The organism is Eubacterium sp. Marseille-QA0814 (assembly GCF_965119675.1).
In the GTDB taxonomy this organism is placed as follows: Bacteria; Bacillota; Clostridia; order Lachnospirales; family Lachnospiraceae; genus Eubacterium_G.
Window position 1 is genome coordinate 716,214 of sequence record NZ_CBCPMG010000001.1, and the last position, 23,525, is coordinate 739,738.

General features: G+C 32.1%; 19 protein-coding genes and 1 other annotated feature. Of the genes, 4 read left to right on the forward strand and 15 right to left on the reverse strand.

What is annotated here, in order from left to right:
• Nucleotides 1–6: 6 nt before the first annotated feature.
• From ACQY63_RS03355 to ACQY63_RS03365, 3 genes are all read right to left on the reverse strand, one after another.
• A complete protein-coding gene (locus ACQY63_RS03355; RefSeq protein ID WP_412334705.1) occupies nucleotides 7–1,149 on the reverse strand; it encodes a trans-sulfuration enzyme family protein in 1,143 nt (380 codons plus the stop codon).
• A 122-nt stretch (nucleotides 1,150–1,271) separates the two neighbouring features.
• Nucleotides 1,272–1,709, reverse strand: a complete 438-nt coding sequence (locus tag ACQY63_RS03360; RefSeq protein ID WP_428244717.1) for an Rrf2 family transcriptional regulator — start codon at nucleotides 1,707–1,709, stop codon at nucleotides 1,272–1,274.
• Between the two features lie 283 nt (nucleotides 1,710–1,992).
• Complete coding sequence (locus ACQY63_RS03365; RefSeq protein ID WP_118436408.1) at nucleotides 1,993–4,071, reverse strand: elongation factor G; 2,079 nt, start codon at nucleotides 4,069–4,071, stop codon at nucleotides 1,993–1,995.
• Nucleotides 4,072–4,358: 287 nt separating this feature from the next.
• Here ACQY63_RS03365 and ACQY63_RS03370 point away from each other — a divergent pair, with 287 nt between their 5' ends.
• Complete coding sequence (locus ACQY63_RS03370) at nucleotides 4,359–5,465, forward strand: prephenate dehydrogenase/arogenate dehydrogenase family protein (protein ID WP_428244718.1); 1,107 nt, start codon at nucleotides 4,359–4,361, stop codon at nucleotides 5,463–5,465.
• A 319-nt stretch (nucleotides 5,466–5,784) separates the two neighbouring features.
• Here the strand turns inward: ACQY63_RS03370 and ACQY63_RS03375 are convergent, their stop codons facing one another.
• The 5 genes from ACQY63_RS03375 to ACQY63_RS03395 all read right to left on the reverse strand — a co-directional run bounded on the left by ACQY63_RS03375 (nucleotide 5,785) and on the right by ACQY63_RS03395 (nucleotide 11,832).
• A complete protein-coding gene (locus ACQY63_RS03375) occupies nucleotides 5,785–6,474 on the reverse strand; it encodes an MATE family efflux transporter (RefSeq protein WP_428245275.1) in 690 nt (229 codons plus the stop codon).
• A 14-nt stretch (nucleotides 6,475–6,488) separates the two neighbouring features.
• Nucleotides 6,489–6,641: a hypothetical protein gene (locus ACQY63_RS03380; RefSeq protein WP_428244719.1), complete on the reverse strand. Its 153-nt coding sequence runs from the start codon at nucleotides 6,639–6,641 to the stop codon at nucleotides 6,489–6,491.
• A gap of 154 nt (nucleotides 6,642–6,795) precedes the next feature.
• Complete coding sequence (locus tag ACQY63_RS03385) at nucleotides 6,796–8,805, reverse strand: hypothetical protein (RefSeq protein ID WP_117999462.1); 2,010 nt, start codon at nucleotides 8,803–8,805, stop codon at nucleotides 6,796–6,798.
• A gap of 209 nt (nucleotides 8,806–9,014) precedes the next feature.
• Nucleotides 9,015–9,974: a ketopantoate reductase family protein gene (locus ACQY63_RS03390; protein ID WP_022164943.1), complete on the reverse strand. Its 960-nt coding sequence runs from the start codon at nucleotides 9,972–9,974 to the stop codon at nucleotides 9,015–9,017.
• A 970-nt stretch (nucleotides 9,975–10,944) separates the two neighbouring features.
• Nucleotides 10,945–11,832, reverse strand: coding sequence for an aldo/keto reductase (locus ACQY63_RS03395; RefSeq protein ID WP_428244720.1), 888 nt, complete (start codon nucleotides 11,830–11,832; stop codon nucleotides 10,945–10,947).
• A gap of 102 nt (nucleotides 11,833–11,934) precedes the next feature.
• On the opposite strand from ACQY63_RS03395, the gene ACQY63_RS03400 reads away from it, so the two are divergent.
• Nucleotides 11,935–12,339: a MerR family transcriptional regulator gene (locus ACQY63_RS03400; protein WP_428244721.1), complete on the forward strand. Its 405-nt coding sequence runs from the start codon at nucleotides 11,935–11,937 to the stop codon at nucleotides 12,337–12,339.
• Between the two features lie 256 nt (nucleotides 12,340–12,595).
• Here the strand turns inward: ACQY63_RS03400 and aroA are convergent, their stop codons facing one another.
• The 7 genes from aroA to ACQY63_RS03435 form a co-directional block, all read right to left on the reverse strand.
• Nucleotides 12,596–13,873 carry a 3-phosphoshikimate 1-carboxyvinyltransferase gene (gene aroA / locus ACQY63_RS03405; protein ID WP_428244722.1) on the reverse strand — a complete coding sequence of 426 codons (1,278 nt, stop codon included), beginning with the start codon at nucleotides 13,871–13,873 and terminating at the stop codon, nucleotides 12,596–12,598.
• A gap of 274 nt (nucleotides 13,874–14,147) precedes the next feature.
• Nucleotides 14,148–14,405, reverse strand: a complete 258-nt coding sequence (locus ACQY63_RS03410) for an NUDIX hydrolase (protein WP_428244723.1) — start codon at nucleotides 14,403–14,405, stop codon at nucleotides 14,148–14,150.
• A gap of 27 nt (nucleotides 14,406–14,432) precedes the next feature.
• Nucleotides 14,433–15,476: a tRNA preQ1(34) S-adenosylmethionine ribosyltransferase-isomerase QueA gene (gene queA, locus ACQY63_RS03415; protein WP_178061767.1), complete on the reverse strand. Its 1,044-nt coding sequence runs from the start codon at nucleotides 15,474–15,476 to the stop codon at nucleotides 14,433–14,435.
• A 125-nt stretch (nucleotides 15,477–15,601) separates the two neighbouring features.
• Nucleotides 15,602–16,048, reverse strand: a complete 447-nt coding sequence (gene dtd, locus ACQY63_RS03420) for a D-aminoacyl-tRNA deacylase (RefSeq protein WP_302690369.1) — start codon at nucleotides 16,046–16,048, stop codon at nucleotides 15,602–15,604.
• Nucleotides 16,049–16,257: 209 nt separating this feature from the next.
• Nucleotides 16,258–18,675, reverse strand: a complete 2,418-nt coding sequence (gene pheT / locus ACQY63_RS03425) for a phenylalanine--tRNA ligase subunit beta (protein WP_428244724.1) — start codon at nucleotides 18,673–18,675, stop codon at nucleotides 16,258–16,260.
• A gap of 18 nt (nucleotides 18,676–18,693) precedes the next feature.
• A complete protein-coding gene (gene pheS, locus ACQY63_RS03430) occupies nucleotides 18,694–19,713 on the reverse strand; it encodes a phenylalanine--tRNA ligase subunit alpha (RefSeq protein ID WP_022165271.1) in 1,020 nt (339 codons plus the stop codon).
• 123 nt (nucleotides 19,714–19,836) lie between these two features.
• Nucleotides 19,837–20,057 (reverse strand) — a binding site (T-box leader).
• 184 nt (nucleotides 20,058–20,241) lie between these two features.
• Nucleotides 20,242–21,303 carry an IS3 family transposase gene (locus ACQY63_RS03435; protein WP_428244725.1) on the reverse strand — a complete coding sequence of 354 codons (1,062 nt, stop codon included), beginning with the start codon at nucleotides 21,301–21,303 and terminating at the stop codon, nucleotides 20,242–20,244.
• Between the two features lie 178 nt (nucleotides 21,304–21,481).
• On the opposite strand from ACQY63_RS03435, the gene ACQY63_RS03440 reads away from it, so the two are divergent.
• Together ACQY63_RS03440 and ACQY63_RS03445 are read left to right on the forward strand one after the other, a co-directional pair.
• Nucleotides 21,482–22,186: a helix-turn-helix domain-containing protein gene (locus ACQY63_RS03440; protein WP_022166324.1), complete on the forward strand. Its 705-nt coding sequence runs from the start codon at nucleotides 21,482–21,484 to the stop codon at nucleotides 22,184–22,186.
• A 429-nt stretch (nucleotides 22,187–22,615) separates the two neighbouring features.
• Nucleotides 22,616–23,470, forward strand: a complete 855-nt coding sequence (locus ACQY63_RS03445; RefSeq protein WP_428244726.1) for a YihY/virulence factor BrkB family protein — start codon at nucleotides 22,616–22,618, stop codon at nucleotides 23,468–23,470.
• Nucleotides 23,471–23,525: the final 55 nt, after the last annotated feature.

Here is a 23,525-nt window from a genome sequence, read left to right on the forward strand (position 1 = left end):
TCCAAACTATTGAAATGCCTGTTCCAAATCTCTTATTAAGTCATCAACATTTTCAATTCCTACTGATATTCTTAAAAAGTCTTCCGTAATTCCTAACTGTTCTCTTTTTTCTTTTGGAACATCAGGATGTGTTTGAAACATTGGGTATGTTATCAATGATTCAACACCACCTAAACTTTCAGCAAAGGCTATGACCTTAACTTTTTCCAAAATATTTCTTGCTGTTTCTTCTGAATCAACTTTAAATGAAATCATGCTGCCAAAACCTGTTGCCTGTTTTTTGTTGATTTCATATCCCGGATGCTCTTCTAAACCAATATAATAAACCTTTTTTACCTTTGGTTGCTTCTTTAACCAGTTAGCTATTTTGATTGCATTTTCCTGCTGTCTTTCCAGTCTTACTGATAAAGTTTTAATTCCACGTATAATTAAAAAACTGTCAAATGGTGAAAGACAAAATCCTGTAGTCTTGTATGCAAAACGTATTTTTTCTGCAATTTCTTTATTATTAGTTGACAAAAAACCTGCCAAAGTATCGTTATGACCACCGAGAAATTTTGTTCCACTGTGAATCTCTATATGAGCACCTAGCTGAAGTGGCTTTTGAAAATATGGTGTTAAAAAAGTATTATCTACTATTACAATTAAATTCTTTTCATTTGCCAACTTAACAACTTCGTGCAAGTCAGTTACTTTCATTGTAGGATTACTTGGAGTTTCTATATAAACTGCCTTTGTATTTTCTTTTATTGTTTCTTTCAAAACTTCAATATCTGATGTGTCAATATATGAGAATTCCAATCCCTGATTAGTCCCTATAGTGTCAAATATTCTAACTGAGCCACCATATAAATCCTCTGTGCATATTATGTGATCCCCTCTGCTAAATAATTCCATGCAAAGTCTTATTGCTGCCATACCGCTGGAACATGCTACAGTATCAATTGCCCCTTCTAAAGAAGACACAATATTTTCTAATGTATCTCTTGTTGGGTTGCTTTCTCTTGTATAGTTATGACCTGTTGATTCTCCAATTCCGGGATGTGCAAAAGTTGCAGTCTGATATATTGGAACATTCACTGAACCAAATACGTCCTTATTGGTTTCATTATCTCCATGTATGCATTTTGTTGCTATATTGTAATTCATCCTTCTTTCTCCTATTTCTTATTTTGTTTTCTAGTTAAATATACTAGGGGGGGTGGAACCTTCCAACTTAATCACATTGGTGTTATGTGTTCATTTTTAATAACTGTGATTTTTAAATAAGCTTAAATGTAATACATGTACTGACTAAAATCGTTACTTTGTAAATAATCTTTTTCTAAGTCTTCTAATGAAATATTAAGTAATACTTCATCAAGTTTTTCATTTACTTTATCAATTACTGATTCTTCAATAACCTGTTCTGCTATATTGCCCTGGCCTTCATACTCTTTTTCAATCTTATAAGTTCCGTCAAGTGCTTCAATAATTAATGCCACAGTAATGTCCTTAGCACTCTGATTTAATAAATATCCACCCTGGGCACCTTTAATACTTTTAATAATTCCATGTCTTCTTAGTCCTGCAAAAACCTGTTCAAGATACTGTAAAGATATATCATTTCTTTCTGCAATACTGCTAAGTTTCACATGACCGTTTTTTGAATTAATAGATAAGTCTATTAATGCTATTATTCCATATCTGCTTTTCTTTGATAACTTCATATTACATCTCTTTTCCTTTTTTTGAATTAATCCTATATCTTTAGTAGGATATGAAGTATATTACCTTTATTTTATATAAATGTCAACTAAAACATACTATTTTTATATGAATTAAATATTTTAATTATAAAATACTGCTTGTAACACTCCAGATACCAAGTATATACTTTATTACAAAAAAAACAGGAGGTTAATTGCACTAATCATTGCTGCCTTGCAACTATAATCAATACAACTAATCCCCTGCCCTTAAGGAGTGATTATATAATTTCTATTTAAAATCTTAACCCTGTTTGGATTTTGCTATTTCTTTTTCCTGTACATCAGGTGGTGCCTGTTCGTATCTGGATACAACATATTCAAATTCACCACTTCCCCCTGTCATTGAACGAAGTGAAGTTGAATATTCATACATTTCAAGTAATGGTATTTCAGCTTCTATAATCTGTTTTCCATTATCAGAATTCATATTGTATACACGACCACGTCTTTTATTCAAATCTCCAAGAATATCACCTGAATATTTTTCCGGTGCTGTAATTGTAACCATAGCAATTGGTTCTAACAGTACAGGATTAGCTTCCATAAAGCCTTTCTTAAAAGCTATTATTGTTGCCATCTTAAATGCCATTTCAGAAGAATCAACAGGATGGTATGAACCATCTGTTAATGTAGCCTTAATGCCGACAACAGGATAACCTGCCAATGGCCCCTCTTTTACACATTCCTGAATTCCTTTTTCAACTGCCGGGAAATAATTCTTTGGCACAGCTCCACCAAATATTTTTTCGTCAAAAATATAAGGTTTTGATAAGTCACCTGATGGTTCAAACTCAATTACAACATCACCATATTGTCCATGACCACCTGACTGTTTTTTGTGTTTACCCTGAACCTGTGCCTTACTCCTTATTGTTTCTTTAAATGGAACTTTTGGTCGTTCTAAAATAACATCTACTTTGTATCTGTCTTTCAGTTTAGATGCAACAACTTCCAATTGCTGATGACCGATTCCGTAAAGAAGAGATTGTTTATTTTCCGCATCAATAACTGACTTCAAAGTCAAGTCTTCAATACATAATTTAGTAAGTGCCTGAGCTAATTTGTCCTCATCCCCCTTTTTCTCAGCTCTATATGCCATATACGCATAAGGCTTTGACATTGTTGTTGGATGATATACAATTGGCCACTGTTTCGTTGATAAAGTATCTCCTGTTCTTGTGCTTGTAAGCTTACCTATTGCCCCAATATCTCCTGAGTGCAATTCACTTACTTCAGTAACATTCTTTCCGCAAATAACATACAGTTTGTTTAATTTTTCTTCTATATTTTTTGTTGGATTGTAAACAACATCACCTGTTTTTAATATGCCTGTTCTTACTTTTACTAAAGAATATTTTCCAACAAATGGATCCATTATTGTTTTAAATACATAAGCAGAAACAGGTTTTGAGTTGTCAAAATCTGCAACCACTTCTTCATCGTTTTCTATGTTTGTTGCTTTTTTCAAAACTTCTGCCTTATCTGCTGATGGAAAATATTTTTCACAGGTCTGTAAGAAACTATTTACACCCTGGCAGGTTACTCCTGATGCAATTTGTACGGGAACAATATCACAATTAATTACACTCTTTCTTAATGCTTTTGATATTTCCTCGTATGTAAAATCTACACCTGAAAAATACTTATCCATTAATTCTTCATCAGATTCTGCAACAGCCTCCATTAACTGCTCTCTAACCGGAACTAATTTACTTGTAACTGATTCAGGAATTTCCATTTCATCATAATTACCCAAATTATCAATGAACTTTCTACCACCCATTTTCACTACGTTTACATAACCAATTAATTTGTCATTCTCCATAATTGGCAAATGAAATGGTGCTATCTTCTTGCCGAATCTTGACTTTAACTGTTCTACAATTTCCATGTATTTTGCATTGGAATCATCTATATTGGTAACTAAAAATATACATGGGATTTTTCTACGCTCACATGTTTCCCAGGCTTTAACCGTTCCTACTTCTACTCCTGTCTTTCCATTAACCACAATTACAGCAGCGTCCGCAACACTCATGGCATCTTCCATCTGACCGACAAAATCAAAATATCCCGGTGCATCTAATATATTAATTTTCAATCCGTTCCACTCTATTGGTATAACAGATGCACTTATGGAAAACTTACGCTTGATTTCCTCCTTGTCATAATCTGAAATTGTATTTCCATCATCTATGCGTCCCATTCTGGAAATAGTCTTTGTAGCAAAAGCTACTGCCTCAGCAAATGTTGTTTTTCCGGCTCCGCCATGTCCTAAAAAAACAACATTTCTAATATTCTGTGTTTCATAAATCTTCATAACAAGCCTCCTTATTCAATTGTCTTTTCACCGAACTAAAACCTCTTAACTTTCCTCCTTATTTAATATTTTATTAAGGTTTTATTACTTAAATACTATTTTACTTTACTTATAAACGTAATACAAGAAAGGTTATATTTTTAACAAAGTGTTGCTATATTTACTTTAAAGTGTTAAACTTTAAAGCGTTGAAGTTTTACACCTTAAAGTTTTTAAGTTTAAGCTTGCTTAACATAATTATCTATATTAGACTTAACTAAGCAATTTATACATGACAGGAGAACATAATGAGAAGAAAAGATGATTTAACATTTGGTTTTGTAGGTATTGGACTAATTGGTGGCTCGGTTGCAAAGTCTTTAAGACGTGTCTATCCAAGTTGCAAAATCATAGTTTATAATAGAGGGGCGAAACCTCGTGTTTTAGCAATAAATGACGGCACAGCAAACATTGCATTAGATACTGTTGATGAAAGATTTTCTGAATGCGATTATATTTTTCTGTGTACACCCGTTGAACGTAATGTAGAATACTTAACTATTTTAAAAGATATAATAAAACCAACATGCATTATTACAGATGTTGGCAGTGTAAAAACAAATATACACGAAGCAGTTAAGGCTCTTTCTTTAGAAGATAATTTCATAGGTGGCCATCCAATGGCAGGTTCAGAAAAAACAAGTTACGAACATGCAAGTGACCGTTTGCTTGAAAACGCCTACTATGCCATTACTCCTACCGAAAAAGTTAAACAGGAATATGTTAAAGAATACACTGAAATTGTTTCTGACATTGGTGCAATTCCTGTAGGAATTTCATACAAGGAACATGACAGAGTTGTTGCAGCCATTAGTCATTTGCCACATTTAATTGCTTCAAGCCTTGTTAATTTGGTAAAACATAATGACAGTAACAAAGAATACATGAAAACATTAGCAGCCGGCGGTTTTAAGGATATTACAAGAATTGCTTCTTCTTCTCCTGAAATGTGGGAGCAGATATGCATGACAAACAATAATAACATAAGTGAAATCCTTGATTTATACATAAAAGACTTAGAAAAAGTTAAGAATGAGTTAGACACAAAGAACGGACAAGCTATTAATCACATGATTGCAGAAAGTAGAGATTATAGAGATAATATTGACGAGCATAACAACAGTATAATTCAAAGAAGTTACAACATATTCTGCGATATTATTGATGAATCAGGTGCCATTGCCACTATTGCTACAATTCTTGCTACAAATGGTGTTAGTATTAAGAACATCGGTATTATTCATAACCGTGAATATGAAGAAGGCGTTTTAAAGATTTCATTTTATGACCAGGCTTCATCAGAGAAAGCTATGGAACAGTTAGAAAGACACAGATACAAAGTTTTTAAACACTAATGTTTTCCAGTAATCTCCTATTGTCTAAATGTTACAAAATTGTTACACTGTTTTTTGTAATTGGCCAAGACAAATTTGAAATAAGGAGGACATAACTATGTGTTTTAAATTTAGTAACTGTACTCAATTATTTAACGCTATTTGTAATTTCTTTAACATTGGTTGTTAATTAATTATGTAAATTAAAACCATCAATACAAAATAATTGTTTAAACTATTTTTGTATTGATGGTTTTTTAATTATTTATTATATTTATTTTTATTATTTCTATTCATGTTCTTTTGTATTGCTCCACAAATTTTATTTAAAATTAAAGAATTATATTAACTTAAATTGAGTCCACTTCTTTGATTTATATCTTCCAATAAAAATTATTCCTCTAAATACTAAATCCATGCTCATGCCAATAGCTATGCCAATTACCCCCATATCAAGTACTAAACCAAACAATGCAACCATACTTGAAAGGGCTACTTTTACTAACTGATGCACACCATTTTCTACTCCATTTGGAATTGCTATCCGCATAATTTTCTTTTGGTATGATCCCATCCATTTAACGATATATTTCAGACGATAACTTACTGGCAATTTACCATTAAAACAATAAATTGTCACTGCAACTGCTGAAATAATTCTTGTAATAAGAGATGGATATGCAACACCTGCAACTCCCATATGCAGAACAAATACCCCAACACAATTTCCAACCACATTAAGTACATTTGATATTACGGAAATATACATAGTTACATTAGTCTTCTTTATACTTCTGCATAAAGCTGCTCCTGCATCATAAATTGCTAATGCCGGTAAAGAAAATGTTGTAATTATAAGATAACTGTCACATGCACTCATTACTTCCTTTGTAATTTTCCCAAATAGCAGTCTTAATAATTGAGAATGGAATATTATAATTAATGCTGACAAAACCACTGATATAATTATTGAAATTAAAGGTAACTGACTTGATGATTGAGAAGCCTTCTTTTCATTTCTACTTCCTATATATTAGCTAATAATTACAGCACCACCTGATGATATTGCTGTAAACAAAAAATCAACACTGTGTTAAACGATGTAACTAATGACACACCTGAAATGTCTGCTTCACTGGAAAAACTTACAACAAAAGTGTCAGCTATACCAACAAACATTAGTAAAAACTGTTCCACAAATTTTCTTTTTTGCAGGCATATTTCTTTTCCTCCATAATATAATAAAATAAACATATTTATTAATAAACATATTTATTTTATTCTTTATTTACTTATATATCAAGAAAAGCAAGTAACAACTATATTAATAATTTGTTACTTGCTTTCAAGATTACTTTATTGAATTTTGTTCTATTCCTACTTTAGTATAATCTAAGACATCTTCTCTCTGGATTCTAAGATAATATTCACCCTTATCTATTGTAATACTTTTAGAAATTGATTTATCAGGCTGATTTGTACAATCAAGAGTAACTGTCTTTTCTGCAACATTATTACCTTTCTTAAACACTTCAGCTTTAACTTTACCATCCCATATAGAATTAATACTAATAATTATTTTCTTCTTTTTGTTATTTTTTAATTTAAACCATGCATCTTTTCCGTCATTATATGAGAAACGAAATTCGTTATAATCATTACCGCTTATATCAGCAGCCTTTCCCCTGTCTTTGCATATTGGTGTTCTATTAATACCATACAGATGAGTATTTATTTCGTATTGAGAATCAAGAGGACTTTCTAAGTAAACTCTATATTCACCTTTTGGTAATTCACATTCTATTAATTTTTTATTTTCTTCCCAATTACCTATATTATGTGTAACATCGCTCCACTTGTTATTCTCCTTTTTTTGTAATTTAACATTAACATTTATTTTTTTACCGGTTATGTTTTCTCCAAAAACTAGAGATACATATGCTCTTTGTTTTTTTACAGAAAAATTCCAATATTGTGGTTCTCCTGTACCAATAATTAATTCGTCATACGTATCAGTAAACTCAAATATATTTTTTTGATTATATAATTTCATTTCAACTTCGCCAATTTCAAAAAAATCATATTTTTTAAAGAATTTATCCCCTGGTACCTGTACTGTAAAACTTTCACCTTCTTTGAGTTTTATACTATAATAAGATGCATCAGGTAAAAGATTACCATTTATGTCATAAACTTTTATACCTCCACCTGTGTCAAACGACATTATACAATCATTCGTTGCTACAAATTTTACCTTTTTTGATTTGTAATGTTTGCAATAATATAATTCTCTTTCTATTTTAAATAGCTTAGGATCACATTTTACAATTTCATTATTAAAATCATAACAATCCTTATTTTTTTTCCAAATATCAGATTTTTTTCCTTTATACGATGATGGGAAATTTACTTTCTTTATCATAGCATACGTTGGGTCATAAACTACATATGTTGCATATGGTTTTCCTAGCGCCTGACAGATTCCATACTTAACTCCTTCTGGAATATTAACCACTGACATACAACCGGTATATCCCACCAATATACTTTTGTTGTAAATATAAAAGTCTCCTTTTTTAATTATGTACTTTTTTAATGTTGAAAAGAATTTATCCTTACCTAAAAAGTTAAATAATACCTGTATGCTATCATGCTTTAATTTTTTATTTTTCATTACTACCTTTGCATCTTGTATAATGTGATTAAATTCAACATTTCCAACATACTTACTTACAGAAGAAGGTAATACAATCTTCTTTAACTTTTTACACGAAGTATCTTCTCCCTCATCATCACAATCATTATACTTAGCATAATTATTACACTCATATGTCATTCCGCTCACATCTATTATTTTACACCCTTTTCGTATTGTTAATTTTTTCATTTCAGTTGGCATTGCTACGAATTTTTTGCCATTTTTTGTGTATATTATCCCTTTAAAACTTTTGTATTTTTTGTCTTTACTACTAACCTTGTATGTCTTTGTTTTGTAATAACATACCATTTTTTCAGACGTTAATGGTGAATTAAACTTTACCATATTCACTGTTATCGGATAATAATGAGTATAATATGATTCATAAAATTTCAAATCACCCGGAACTTCTAACACTTTTACTTTTTTACAACTCTTAAAAGGTTCTATTGGAAGTTTTTTCACCCCTTTTTTCACAACAACCTTTTTAATTTTCCCTGCATTTTTAAATTTTGCATTTTTAGGAATTTTTCCTGTCACTGTTAACGTACTCCCGTTCACATAATAATTTTGATTTTTTGCCTGTACGTTACCACTTGATATAAATATAATCCCACAAAGTACCCCTATTGAAATGCATAACTTTAATAATTTTTTGTTCAATATAAACTCCTCCCTTTTCTCCTAATACTTTTGTAAGTTTTTCTTATTCAATTGTTATACTCACAAAAAATAATTTTTATTGCATAAAATTAAAAAAGAGCTAAAATTAAAAAAATCAGAAATATTTTATATGCTTGATAAGTAAATTTTTTACCGGACAAACCGGTAAGAAAAGTAATATCTAACTCAAAATATTTCTGACTTATTTTTTATTTTGACCATGTAACTTTGTCATTATCACCCTCATAATTAAACATACCGTCATTTTTTTCTTCTAATGCTTTAATTATGTGGTAAGTATACTCATTGTGCGGTGTAGGAATCCCAAGTTCCTTTCCCATACGAACCAACGCCCCTGAAAACATATCAATTTCTGTGTGCCTGCCTGCATCTATATCTTGCAATGTTGAATAACGTGCCGATGCTTTTACTGCACTTCCACGACCTGAGGAATCATCAATCACGCTTAAATCTATTTCCTTAGCCTCTGCAATACTTTCAACTTCTCTTCTTAAGGCTTTTCTAATAAAACTCATATGCTCACTGTCGTGATAACAGCCAACACCTGCACCTAGAATTGCCTGTGGTAAGTTGTTGCAAACATTAAGTCTGAATTTTCCCCATATTTCTTCCTGTATAAATTTTGTCACTCTCCAATGAATTCCCGTATTATCAAAAAGATGGTTTATTGCTTTTATTCGCTCACTTTCATAAGGTGGCTGTAATTCTCCAAAAATTATCCCAATTGTTGTTTCAGGATCAAAATGAAAGCCATCCTCCTTCTTTTGGGAAGCAACCTTAATAAAAGAATGTAAAATATTGTTAGGGTTAATTCTTTTTCCAATAATCTCCTCACTATCCACACCATTCATAAGGCTCATTACAATTGTGTTTTCACCTACAATCTTTTCTATATCATCTAATGTATCAGGTAAATTGCCATATTTCAAAGCTACTATTAAAAGGTCAATATTTTCAGCCTCTTCAGGTGTCCATACATTCGGCTTATACTTAACGCCGTTTATTGTAATGCCCTCACTCTTTAATCTCTTATTTCGTTTGTCTTTTGCAACAACACCTAATTCAATGCCGTCCTTATTTGACAGTCCCCATATAACATAAGAACCCACAGCTCCAGCTCCTAATATTGCTGCTTTTTTAATCTTCATCTCTAGTTTTCTCCTAATGTTTCTATATCGTAATTCCGTAATATAAATGCTAGGTTAAATTATTAAATATATTATCTCGTATTTCTAATTTGTGGAAATTATTTTTAATTTACTTAATCTCATGACTTATTGTAAAGTATGTACCACAAGTGAAATCATCATACATACCAATATCCACAACCAATAACAAAATGGGATTAACGTAATAATTCCCGGAACAAAAATTAATGTTTTCTGCTACACCTTTTGTAGTTCCCGTTGCTGAAAAATAAACTACAATATCTTTCTTATCTGCTTTTGCATTTTTCTGATTTTCAGCTATTGTATCTTTTGTCGAATCATCTTTTGCATTTTCCTATTTTGATGTTTATTCTGATGACGATTCTGTAGTTACTTTTTGATTTTTGCTTTGGGTATTACCGCAACCTACTATAGATATTATAAGTACACCTGCCAATAACAACATAATTAATTTTCTCATTTCAAATCCTCCTTGTAATATTTAATTTACTAAACATAAATGCCTAATATTTGTTTCATATTGCAACTGCTAAAAAATTTTTAAAACTCTAAATTTCATAATTTTCACCTTTTAATTTATATAACTTTAAATTGCTTCCATTTTCCACCTCTAAATCTAATCCAGAAAATTATGCCTCTTGTAATCCAGTCAAGACACATTGCATAGGCAATTCCAATTACTCCAAGATTTAAAACGATAGCAAGTAATATTGAGAATACAAGTCGTACTCCCTGGATTTTTTTAATTCGTTTCTTTCTCAATTTTATATTTAAAGAGTTCCTAAATATAAACTTACCAATGCCTACAATTTATTTCTAATTAAAAAATGTAGGTGCTTTACTTAACACCTACATTCTATACCTAATATTATTTGAATGTCTATATTAAATTCTTTATTATGCTTTATGAGCATTTAAAATCAAAAAACTTCATAAATACACTATTTGCTTACCAGTTCTTCTTTTCTTTACTACTGTCGTGTTGTGTTTTACGCTCTTCTACTATTTTTACAAACCATTCAACCATTGCAGGATCCTGATGAGAGAAAAACGAACTTGTAGCAGTATCCATCTGTGCAATCTTATTCATATCTGTCTCGTCCAATGTAAAATCAAATACATTGAAATTTTCAATCATACGGTCCTTGTGTACAGATTTTGGAATTACAATAACACCACGTTGTATATGCCATCTTAGCATAACCTGAGCAGTTGTTTTACCATGCTTTTCACCAATTTGTCGTAAAACCTTGTTTTCAAAAAGACCATTTCTACCCTCTCCAAATGGTGCCCATGCTTCCAGTTTAACGTCATATTTGTCTGCCCATTCTTTTAAATTATTTTGTTGATTCAAAGGATGTGTTTCCATTTGATTTACCATAGGTTTTACTCTTGTAAAGTTTGCAAACTCTACCATTCTATCTACATAATGGTTAGAAATTCCAATAGCACGGAGTTTTCCTTCGTCATAAAGTTCTTCCAGTGCCTTCCATGCTCCATAAGTATCTCCAAAAGGTTGATGTAATAACATTAAATCTAAATAGTCGGTACGCAATTTCTCCATTGATTCCAAAACAGATTTTTTACACTCTTCATAACCAAAATGTTCAATCCATACTTTTGAAGTTAAAAAAATTTCTTTTCTGTCAATACCAGATTTTTCAATCGCATGACCTACTTCTTCCTCGTTAAAATAACTTTGAGCTGTATCTATACTACGATAGCCAACTTCCAAAGCATCTAAAACACATCTCTCACATTCCTCTTTTGTTACCTGATAAACACCGTATCCCAGCTGTGGCATTTTTACACCATTACTTAAAGTAATATACTCCATTTTTTGACCTCCTTCTTGATTTGCTATTTATGTCATGATACAATTCTAGCAGTCGGTAGTTACTACCGGTCAAGTTTTTTTTTAAATTTTTGGAGGGATTTTATGTATTCAATGAAAGAAGCTTGCAAATTGACAGATATGACCTACGAGACTTTAAAATTCTATTGTAATGAAGGACTTGTACCTAATGTAAAAAGAGATAAAAGAAATTATCGAATATTCGATGACCATGATATTAAATGGATTCAAAGTTTAAACTGTCTAAAGAACTGTGGCATGAGTATTGCTGAAATGAAAGAATATCTTGCACTTTGTTTAAAAGGAGAATCCTCAATTCCAGAGAGAACAATCATACTTAACCACAAAAAAGAAGCTCTGATTCAATCTATTAATAAGCTTCAACAGGCAGTTGAATATATAGATTGGAAACAGAACTTTTATGACGAAGTTTTATCTGGTAAAACTCAATACTATAGTAATCTTATTCCTGAAATGCACAAAAAATAACAACAAATTTTTACGCATCTATTTCTATATAATAATAAATTCTCTAATTTTTCTATTACATAAAAACATTCCACTGGGAATCCCCCCTAGTGCAAATATAAATTAGATGCAAATGAGCACGCATTCAGTATGTAAAATGTTTCAGTGACATTCCTTATAATTTAAATTTATTTATACTTTAGTACGTTTTAATTTTAATATTAAGATTAAATTTGATTTTAATTCATAGCACTACTATTATATTAAATCTTATATTTTAATAAATATTCTCCAATACGTCAAAATAATTCTCAAATGTTTTCCTACAACACATTGGATTGTCTATAATGACACCATCAATTACAAGCCCTGCCATTGCAAAACTCATTGCCACACGGTGATCCTCATAAGTGTCAATTTCACATCCATGAAGAACGCCCGGCTCAATAACTACGTCCGTTTCTGGCTCTTCAATAATTTCTGTCTTACAACCAAGTTTCTTCAGCTCTGTTGCAATTACTGCCACTCTGTCTGATTCCTGACCTCTAATGTGATCTATATTTTTAATAATAGTTTTTGAGTTTGCAAATGCAGCTACAACAGCCATTGTAAGTGCCTGATCTGAAAAGTCAGACATATCAATTTCGATTCCCGGATAGCTGTCAATACTTGCTCCATCAACTTCAACACCAGCAGATGTATCTGTTAATTTACAGCCTAACTTTTCCAAAACCGTTAAAAACTTAATATCACCCTGCATAGAGTTTAAATGAATACCTTTTACAACACTTTTCACTTTAAGTAAAATTGCCATGGCATAAAAATAGCATGCTGCCGACATATCAGGCTCAACCTCATAAGCATCCAATTTTACTTCCTGTTTTTTTATGTTATATGTATTGTTATTTTTTTCAAATTTAATGCCAAACTGTTCTAACATTCTAAGGGTAATCTTTATGTAAGCACCATTTGGTCTCGAACCTGTCAGATTAACTTCCATTCCGTTAACTGCAGCTACCATAAGCAATGCACTTGCATACTGACTACTTTTAGAGGTATCGATTGATATTTTTGTTTCACCTATCCCCTTTGAATTTAATTTAAAAGGAAAATGTCCTTCTTTTTCTAAATATTCTATTTCTACACCATTTTCCATAAGCTTGTTAAGTAACTCACTCATTGGTCTTTTTTTCATTTGCTCAGAAGATTCTAATGTATATTTTCCACCACATACGGCAAGTAACACTGTCATAAATCTTGCTGCAGTTCCTGCACTTCTAACATTTATTGTAGCTTCATTATTTGGAATTCTTCCGTTCTCCCCTTGAATCACAACTGTTTTTGCATTTTCATCAATTTCCAGTTTAAAGCCAAGTTTATCCAGGCAGTCCAAAAAAGCTCTTGAATCATCACTAAATAAAACGCCACTAAGCTTACATTTTCCATTTGAAATTGCAGCTAACATTAATGCTCTGTTTGTAATACTTTTTGACCCCGGTACCTCAACATTTATATCTTTCTTATTTATAACTTTTTTTACTGTATATTTTTCCATAATTTCTTATTCTTTCTTTTGATAAATTATTCGTTTTCTAATAACCTATTTGCAACGTCATATATTTTCTATCATCCGTTTAACCTACAAACTGCTACTATCATATCATTTAATACACTTCTTATTCAAGGTATCACTTTCGTAACTTTAAATTTTTTTCATTTTCGAAAGTGGTATTTACATATATTATGAAAAAAATAAGCGAAAATATCATAGTTTTTTAAATTTAAGAAGATACTATAATATTTTCGCCTAATTAATTGATTATTTAGTTTTAAAATTGTAATAGCTCGCCTTTAAGTGTTTCAATATAATATGTAAAATCCATTATATGTAAAAGCATAATATCATCTTTTGTTATGGTTGTTTCTTCTTCAAGTTCTCTATATGCAGCATCAAGTCCATTTTCGTTTTTTTCTATTTTTCCACCCACAAAATTTGCTAATCCCTTATACGGATCTTTTTTTCTTTTACACATCAATATTTTATCTGCATTTTCATTATATACTACTATTACATTGTATCCTCTCATATTTTCACCCTTATAAAGTTTATTCTATTACTTTACATCACTTTCATTAGTAATAAACATTGCATCACCAAAACTAAAGAATCTATACTTTTCTTCTACAGCAGTTTTGTAAGCATTAAGGATATTGTCTCTTCCAGCTAACGCTGATACAAGCATTAATAATGTTGATTCTGGCAAATGGAAGTTAGTAATAAGGCAGTCAATTGCCTTAAATTTGTAACCTGGATAAATAAAAATCTGTGTCCAACCACTGCCGGCATGAATCACACCATTTTCGTCTGCCACAGTTTCAAGAGTTCTTGTGCTGGTTGTTCCAACAGAAATAACTCGTCCACCATTTGCCTTTGTATCATTTATCATTTTGGCATCTTCTTCGTCCACCATATAAAATTCAGAATGCATATGATGTTCCAGAATATTTTCTACCTTTACAGGTCTAAAAGTTCCAAGTCCAACATGAAGTGTAACGTGTGCAATCTTTACACCTTTTTCCTTAATCTGCTCCAGCAACTCCTTTGTAAAATGAAGACCTGCTGTTGGTGCAGCTGCGGAACCTTCATACTTTGCATAAACTGTCTGATATCTGTTTTTGTCTTCAAGCTTGTGTGTAATATAAGGTGGAAGTGGCATTTCTCCAAGCTGATCCAACACCTCTTCAAATATTCCCTCGTACTTAAACTGAATAAGACGATTGCCTTCTTCAACCACGTCAATTACTTCACCCATTAAAAGTCCATCACCAAAACTAATAACCGTTCCCGGCTTACACTTCTTTCCAGGCTTTACTAAAGTTTCCCAAACGTCATTTTCACGTCTCTTTAATAATAAAACTTCAATCTTTGCATTAGTACCTACTTTGCTACCATAAAGTCTTGCCGGCAACACCTTTGTGTCATTTATAACAAGGCAGTCACCTTCATGTAAATAGTCTATTATTTCCTTAAAAATATGATGTTGCACTTCACCTGTATTCTTGTTAAGAACCATTAATCTTGAACTACTTCTGTCTTCTAATGGATCCTGTGCAATTAATTCTTCCGGTAAATCATAATAATAATCATGTAAACTCATTTTATCTGCGTCACTCATAACTGTTCCTCTTTTCATCTATACTTAAAACTATCAAATCTAATTTTTGTTTTTAAACTAACTTTAAATTTTTTAAATAATATATTCCAACATTAAACGGACTATTTTTATAGCTGTTCACTATCTAATACTATTGTAAATGGACCGTCATTTTCAAGTTTAACTTTCATATCAGCGCCAAACTCGCCTGTTTCAACAACCTTAACCATTTCCCTGCATTTTTCAATTATGTACTCATACATTTCATTTGCCATGTCAGGTGCACCTGCATTAATAAAAGATGGTCTGTTGCCTTTTTTACAATTTGCATACAATGTAAACTGAGACACTAATAAAAGTTCTCCATCAACATCTGCTAAAGCCAAATTGGTCTTTCCGTTTTCATCATCAAATATACGCATACCTATTAATTTCTTAATCATCTTATCAGCGATTTCTTTTGTATCATCATTTGACACCCCAATAAACACTAAAAAACCTTTATTGATTTTTCCAACAATTTTTTCATCAATTGTTACACTTGCATTATTTACTCTTTGAATTACAAATTTCATATTAAACCATTCCTTGCATATTATTTTCAACTAATCTATTTTACACTATTCTTATATTTTTGTCATTAGTTGGTGGAATAAAGTATTTCTTCTAGCAAAAAAAGATGAATATTTCTCTCCCACTTCATATGGAAAAAATAATACTCATCTTTTTTATATTTTTAATATAACTATTCGACTATAAACATTTATCGGATAATAGTCAAACCCTAGCCTCTTAACTGGATTCCTAAACGCTCTAATCCGTTAAGAATTTTCTTCATTGCTCCTGCAATATCGTTTTCTTCAAGAGTTCTGTCTTTTGCTCTAAATACAATATTGTAAGCAACTGACTTAAATCCTTTTTCAATCTGATCACCTTCGTAAATGTCAAATAAGCTATAGCTTTCAAGGATTTTTCCACCACGCTGCTTAATAACTGCTTCAATGTCACCAACTAAAATTTCTTTTGGTACAACCATTGAAATATCACGTGAAACAGCAGGGAATTTTGCAATTCCTTCATACTTCTTATCAAAGTTAGCCATTTCGTAAATGTATGGCATATCAATAACAGCAACATATGCTCTTGTTTTCATATTGTAATTTTCGCAAACTGTTGGATGAACTTCTCCTAAGTATCCAATAACTGTGTCATTGTATACAACATTTGCCTGTCTGCCAGGATGTAAGAATGTCTTACCAGCCTTTGCATCATAAGAAATGTCTTTGTCAATTCCAACCTGTCCTAAAAATTCTTCTACAACACCTTTCATTGTGAAGAAATCTCCATTTCCGTAGAATCCTAATGTAAACTGCATTCTTTCATCTGGAAGGTCAGTTACAGGTAATGCCTTTGGAATATAAATATTACCCATTTCAAATAATCTTACATCTTTGTTACGTCTGTTGTAGTTTGTTGCAAGTGATGTAAGCATACCGTTAAGAGATGTTGTTCTCATAACACTGAAGTCTTCTCCTAAAGGATTTGAGATTGTAACTGTTTTTCTTAATTCACTGTCTTCAGGTAAAAGTAATTTATCAAATACCTTTGGACTTTCAAATGAATATGTCATTCCCTGTGAGAAACCACAGTATAAAGCAACACTTCTTGCAAGTTCATCAATTCTTAATTTTTCTGATAATTTTCCTGAAGTTGCCTCTCCTGAAGGTAATGTTGTAGGAATCTTATCATATCCGTAGAATCTTGTAATTTCTTCTGCAATATCACACATGCCGATTAAGTCCTGTCTAAATGTAGGAACTGTAATCATCTTTGTTTCTTTATCATATTCTAATTCTAAAGCTGGGAAGTAGCTAATCATTTCTTCTTCTGTTAAATCAAATCCAATAAGATTATTTACATAATCAGGATCAAATTTAATCTGATGTTCTTCCTTCTTTTCAGGATAGAAATCAACCATTCCTTCAACTACTTCACCTGCGCCTAATTCTTCGATTAACTGGCATGCTCTGTTAATAGCTGCTTCTGCATTGTTAGGATCAAGTCCTTTTTCAAACTTTCCTGATGCGTCAGTTCTAAGACCAACTCTCTTAGATGAAAGACGGATATTTGTACCATCAAAGCATGCAGCTTCAAATAACATATCCTGAACATCATCTGTAATCATTGAGTTTTCTCCACCCATGATTCCAGCTAAACCGATTGCTTTTTCTTCATCACAAATCATAAGCATATCTCTGTCTAATGTTCTTTCCTGTCCATCTAATGTTGTGAATTTTTCACCGTCTTCTGCACGACGTACCACAATCTTGTTTCCTTTGATTGTTGAAAGATCATACGCATGCATTGGCTGACCAAATTCTTCCATAACATAGTTTGTAATATCAACTAAGTTATTAATTGGTCTGATACCACAGGCACTAAGTCTTCTCTGCATCCATTCAGGTGATGGAGCAATCTTTACATTTTTAACAACCTTAGCACAGTATCTTGGGCAAAGCTCTGCATCCTTTACTTCTACTTTGATGTAGTCATTTACATCACCTGTTGTTCCAACAGCCTTAACTTCAGGAGCAACAAATGGCTTTCTAAATGTTGCTGCAGCTTCTCTAGCAATTCCTAATACGCTATAGCAATCTACTCTGTTAGATGTAATTTCATATTCAAAAACTGTATCATGTAAACCTAATACTTCTACAGCATCAGCTCCTACTTCTACACTGTCATCAAAAATATAAATACCATTTTCAGGTGCTTCAGGATAAAATTCTGTAGTTGAACCTAATTCTTCAATAGAACACATCATTCCGTTTGATTCAACACCACGAAGTTTTCCTTTTTTGATTTTGATTCCACCAGGAGTTTTCTTTCCATCATGTCCTCCTGCAACTCTACCACCGTCTAATACAACAGGTACTTTTAAACCTTCCTTTACATTTGTTGCACCTGTAACGATCTGAGTTGTTTCTGTTCCAATATTAACCTGGCAAATAACTAATTTATCTGCATCAGGGTGCTTTTCAATTTTTTCAATTTGTCCAACAACAATTTTATCAAGGTCAGCGTCAAGTCTTTCAAAACCTTCGCACTTTGTTCCTGATAAAGTCATTGCATCCATGTATTCCTGATCAGTACATTCAAGGTCAGGAACGTATGCCTTAATCCATGATAGTGGTGTATTCATTATAATTCCCTCCTTTAATTAAAACTGATTTAAGAAACGGTCATCGTTCTCATATAATAATCTCATGTCATCGATTTCGTATTTAAGTAATGCGATTCTTTCAAGACCTACACCAAATGCAAATCCCTGATATTCATTAGGGTCAATTCCACCCATTTCAAGTACATGTGGATGAACCATACCACAACCAAGAATTTCAATCCAGCCTTCACCCTTACAGAATCTACATCCTTTACCGCCACACTTAAAGCATGTAACGTCAACTTCTGCACTTGGTTCTGTAAATGGGAAGTGATGTGGTCTAAACTTAATCTTTGTATTTTCACCAAAAAGTTCTTTTGCAAACTGCTCTAAAGTACCCTTTAAATCAGCCATAGTTACATTCTTATCAATTACCAAACCTTCAATCTGGTGGAATGATGGTGAATGAGTTGCATCTACCTGGTCTGATCTAAATACTCTACCTGGACTAACAATTCTAATAGGTGGCTGAGTATTTTCCATTACTCTTGCCTGAACTGATGAAGTCTGAGTTCTAAGTACGATATTTTTATTTATATAGAATGTATCCTGTTCATCTTTTGCAGGATGATTTTCAGGTATATTTAAAGCTTCAAAGTTGTAATGGTCAAATTCAACTTCAGGCCCTTCAACAACTTCGTAACCCATTCCTACGAAAATTCTTTCAAGTTCTTCTAAAGCTAAAGTATTTGGATGCTTATGACCTACTTTATTTTTCTTTGCAGGTAAAGTAACATCAATAACTTCTGCTTTAAGCTTAGCCTCTCTTGCTTTTGCTTCAAGGTCTTTCTTTACATTTTCTAATTCTTCTTCAATACGCTTTCTTGTATCATTTACAAGCTGACCAACTTTTGGTCTGTCTTCAGGGGCAACATCCTTCATACCTTTTAATACTTCAGTAAGCTGTCCTTTTTTACCAAGAATCTCTACTCTTACATCATTAAGTACACTAATGTCCTTGGCATCTTTGATTTTTGCAATTGCCTGTTCTCTAATTGCTTCTAATCTTTCCTTCATTGTACAGTATCCTTTCTATAAGATATAGTATATTTTTTACACTTTGTTTTCCATTTAATATTTACGGTAAACAAATGTAAAATTAAAAAATTTTTATGCAAAAGAAAAGTCCCTGCATAAAAATGCAGGGACGAAATATCTATCCGCGGTACCACCCTTATTTTCACAAACGTGAACTCTCAAAATACTTAACGCGTATTAAACGTCACATGCTACTTTGATTTCACAAGTGAGGCTCCTGTGGGAAATTCAAATATTTTTGTTACTTAAAAGACCTTCCAGCCGATGAGTCTTTCTCTCTTAAAGAATAAAAATATCCTACTTTGCACATTCAATGCCTTTGTCAACGAAAAATATTTTAACATAGATATTTTTTAGTGTCAACCAAACTAATAAAACATATTTTACTACCAAAATTAAAATTTTAAATTTCACTCTCCACCGGGCATGCGGACATTTTTTTAGACCGCTATGCCTATACTCCTTCTATAATCTAGAGGACTAAGTCCTCCGAGTGTTGATTTAATTCTATCTTTGCAATACCAACGCATATTTAAGAGTAGCAATAGCATTCCTTAACATAGTGTTGGCAAGTTCTGCGTTTGGAGAAGTGCCTATAGTCCAACTCACCGGCATACCATCGAGGCAGTCAATTATCGGAGAAAGATATACTTTCCCTGCTTTGATAGAAAACTCTGTGATATCAGTAAGCCATTTCTGATTCGGTTTTGTAGCATGGAAATCTCTATCTATAACATTCTCCACCGCAGGTGTTATTTCACCTTTATAGGAGTTATATTTCTGTCTGCGTTTTCGTCTGATAATTAGTTTTTCCTGCTTCATAATACGGCGAACCACTTTTTCAGAAACTTTTATACCTTCACGATGAAGCAGCATATGAATTCTTCGATAACCAAATATATCTCGATTTTCATGAAACAGTTGTATGATTCTTTTGCGAAGATCAGAGTATTTATCTTCTGCATAAATGGTTTTTTCTTGATAATAATAGCTGCTTTTTGCAAGTTTAAGTTTTTTAAGAAGATTCAGCAGTGAATACTTATTTTTCAAGGCATCGATTATCACTGCCTTCTCCCGATTTGTGAGAGCTGTCTGATCGATGCCGGGGTCTTTTTTTAATACATTGATTGTTTCTTTAAGAATATCTATTTCCATCTGCATATCGAGCATCTGAGCTTTGAGCTCATTGATATCTTCTGCAGATGTGATATCATTTGGACTTACATTAATGTTGGCAGTAGTTTTTTTCATGGGTTGAAAACATCCCTTCTCCCGATACTCCCTAATCCATTTATATACCAAGGAAGGTGTGTATCCGATTTCTTCTGCCACTAATTTTACAGGCTCGCCTTTAATAAGGCAACGTTTAATTACATTATGTTTCAATTCAGTTGGAGCTTGTCTCCAATGTTTTTGATTTGGAACATCGTAATATTCAGGATATTTTTTACGCCAATGATAAAGCATCGGTGAAGATGGATAACCTAAGATCTGGATTACTTTATCAGGTGATCCTGTGGCTTTTAACAATACAAGTGCTGTCGATATTTGTTCTTGTGTGTACCTCATAACATATCAGGCATTACACAGTCCAACTTTTCGTCCGCATGCCCATTTCACAGTGGAATTTACTTTTACATAAGTGGAATTTAACCTTTCACACCATTTTCATCTACCCATTTGCATATTTGTCTCTTTACCTGTATGCTTTTTCCATGCTCTCTGATAACGGTAGAAGGAGGTACACATGTCTAACCTTATACCGGGAAACCAGAAACACTTAACTTTAGATGACCGTAAATTTATTGAAGACTCTCTAAATGAAGGTCTTTCCTTCAAGGAGATTGCCAAATATCTTTGTAAGGATCCTACTACCATTTCAAAAGAGATTCGTCTTCACCGGGTTGATGACATTCAACCCAAACGGATATTTAATAATCCACACAACTTTTGCACCAGAAGATTTAGGTGTAAACGGACAAATGTATGTGAAAAGATTATCCTATGTGATATCAAATGTTCGTCCTGCAATAAATGTAATCAGGTATGCAAATCTTTCGTAAAGGAATCCTGTTCACGAGTGGACCGGGCTCCTTATGTTTGCAATGGTTGTGATAAACCACTCCATCTCTGTAGCATTCCACATAAATATCGCTATGATGCTGTTTTTGCACAACGTAAATATGAGGAACTCCGTACTTCTTCAAGAATCGGTGTAAACCTCACAAAACACCAGGCTCTTCAAATGAATGCCGTGATTGCGCCCCTTATAGAACAGGGACAGTCTCTATATGTAATTGTCACCAATCATCCTGAACTGGGCATCAGTGTGAAAACACTTTACAACTACATTGAACAGGGTGTCCTTCTTACCAGAAACATTGATTTAAAACGTAAGGTAAAGTTTAGGTTACGAAAAGACGATTCCAAACCTTCAATCAAAAACTTTTAAATTTAGGTTGATTTTTAACAGTGGGTGGAATTTAGTCTTTCACACGGAATTTACTTTTACAAGTCAGCACATATTTTACTATATATTAGTTCTGTATATAAGGCACTTTTTCTTTCTATGTTAAACACATTTTTTATGGTTCTCTCGCATATGTATTCATACAAATTATTGCAAGTCATTTTGATTAATTGCATGCTTTGCCTTAAATTTAACTGCGTGTTTTCTCTTAAATTTATTTGATTGTTACTTTAAGAAATTAATGCTATAATTTCACATATATTGTTTGAAAAAAAACATAATATATACAAGATTGCAGTGTTGAAATGATTAGCACACCTGTGCACTCACTATATTAGTTGAAAAAGTTAAGCTACCATAGGTATTTCAACATGTACATCAAGAACAAATTTTTTACGATTGGAGATTCACATGAAAAAAGTTAGCAGGCTTTTTTTTAGAATATATGACTTTTGTTTCAGAATGGCAAAAGACAAAGTTGGCATTTATACAGCTCAGGCTTCTTTCTTTATTATTTTGTCAATTTTTCCTTTTTTGCTTCTGTTTCTTAATGTTTTAGGTATGACAAGTTTGAATTCTAACTACATAATTAGACTATTAAACTATTATGCGCCTGAAACCATTAAACCATTACTGGTACAAATTGTTGGAGAACTTTATACCCACGTTTCAGGAACTGCCATCTCAATTACAGCTATTATTGCTATTTGGTCAGCTTCTAAAGGGGTATTATCAGTAATGTTCGGCTTATATGAAATCAGCAAAATACATCAAAACCGAAACTATTTTATTTCAAGATTTATTTCTATGATTTATACAGTTTTCTTTGTAGTTGCAATTATTCTTACAATGGTTTTACTTGTATTTGGAAATAAAATTTTCACATTGCTTATTTCACTGTTTCCGGTTTTAAAGAACATTACACTTCTAACATTAATGTTAAGATATTCTCTGTCTTTCATTATTTTAACAATATTCTTTATGACTATTTATAAATTTGCAAATATACGTCTTACAACATTTGCAAAATCAATACCGGGGGCAATGTTTAGCGCTCTTGGCTGGTTGGTTTTCTCTTATGTTTTTTCTTTGTATATTGATAATTTTGCAAACATGACTTATATGTATGGCAGTTTAACAGCCTTCATTATTCTTATGTTATGGGTTTATTTTTGTATTTATATTTTCTTTATCGGTGCAGAAATTAATAAAAAAATATACCCTGAAACTGAAGCAAAATATTTAGATACGAGTAATATTTTATAAATTTTATTGGATTGCATTTAAATATTATTAATTTTCATTTTGGAAATTATATATC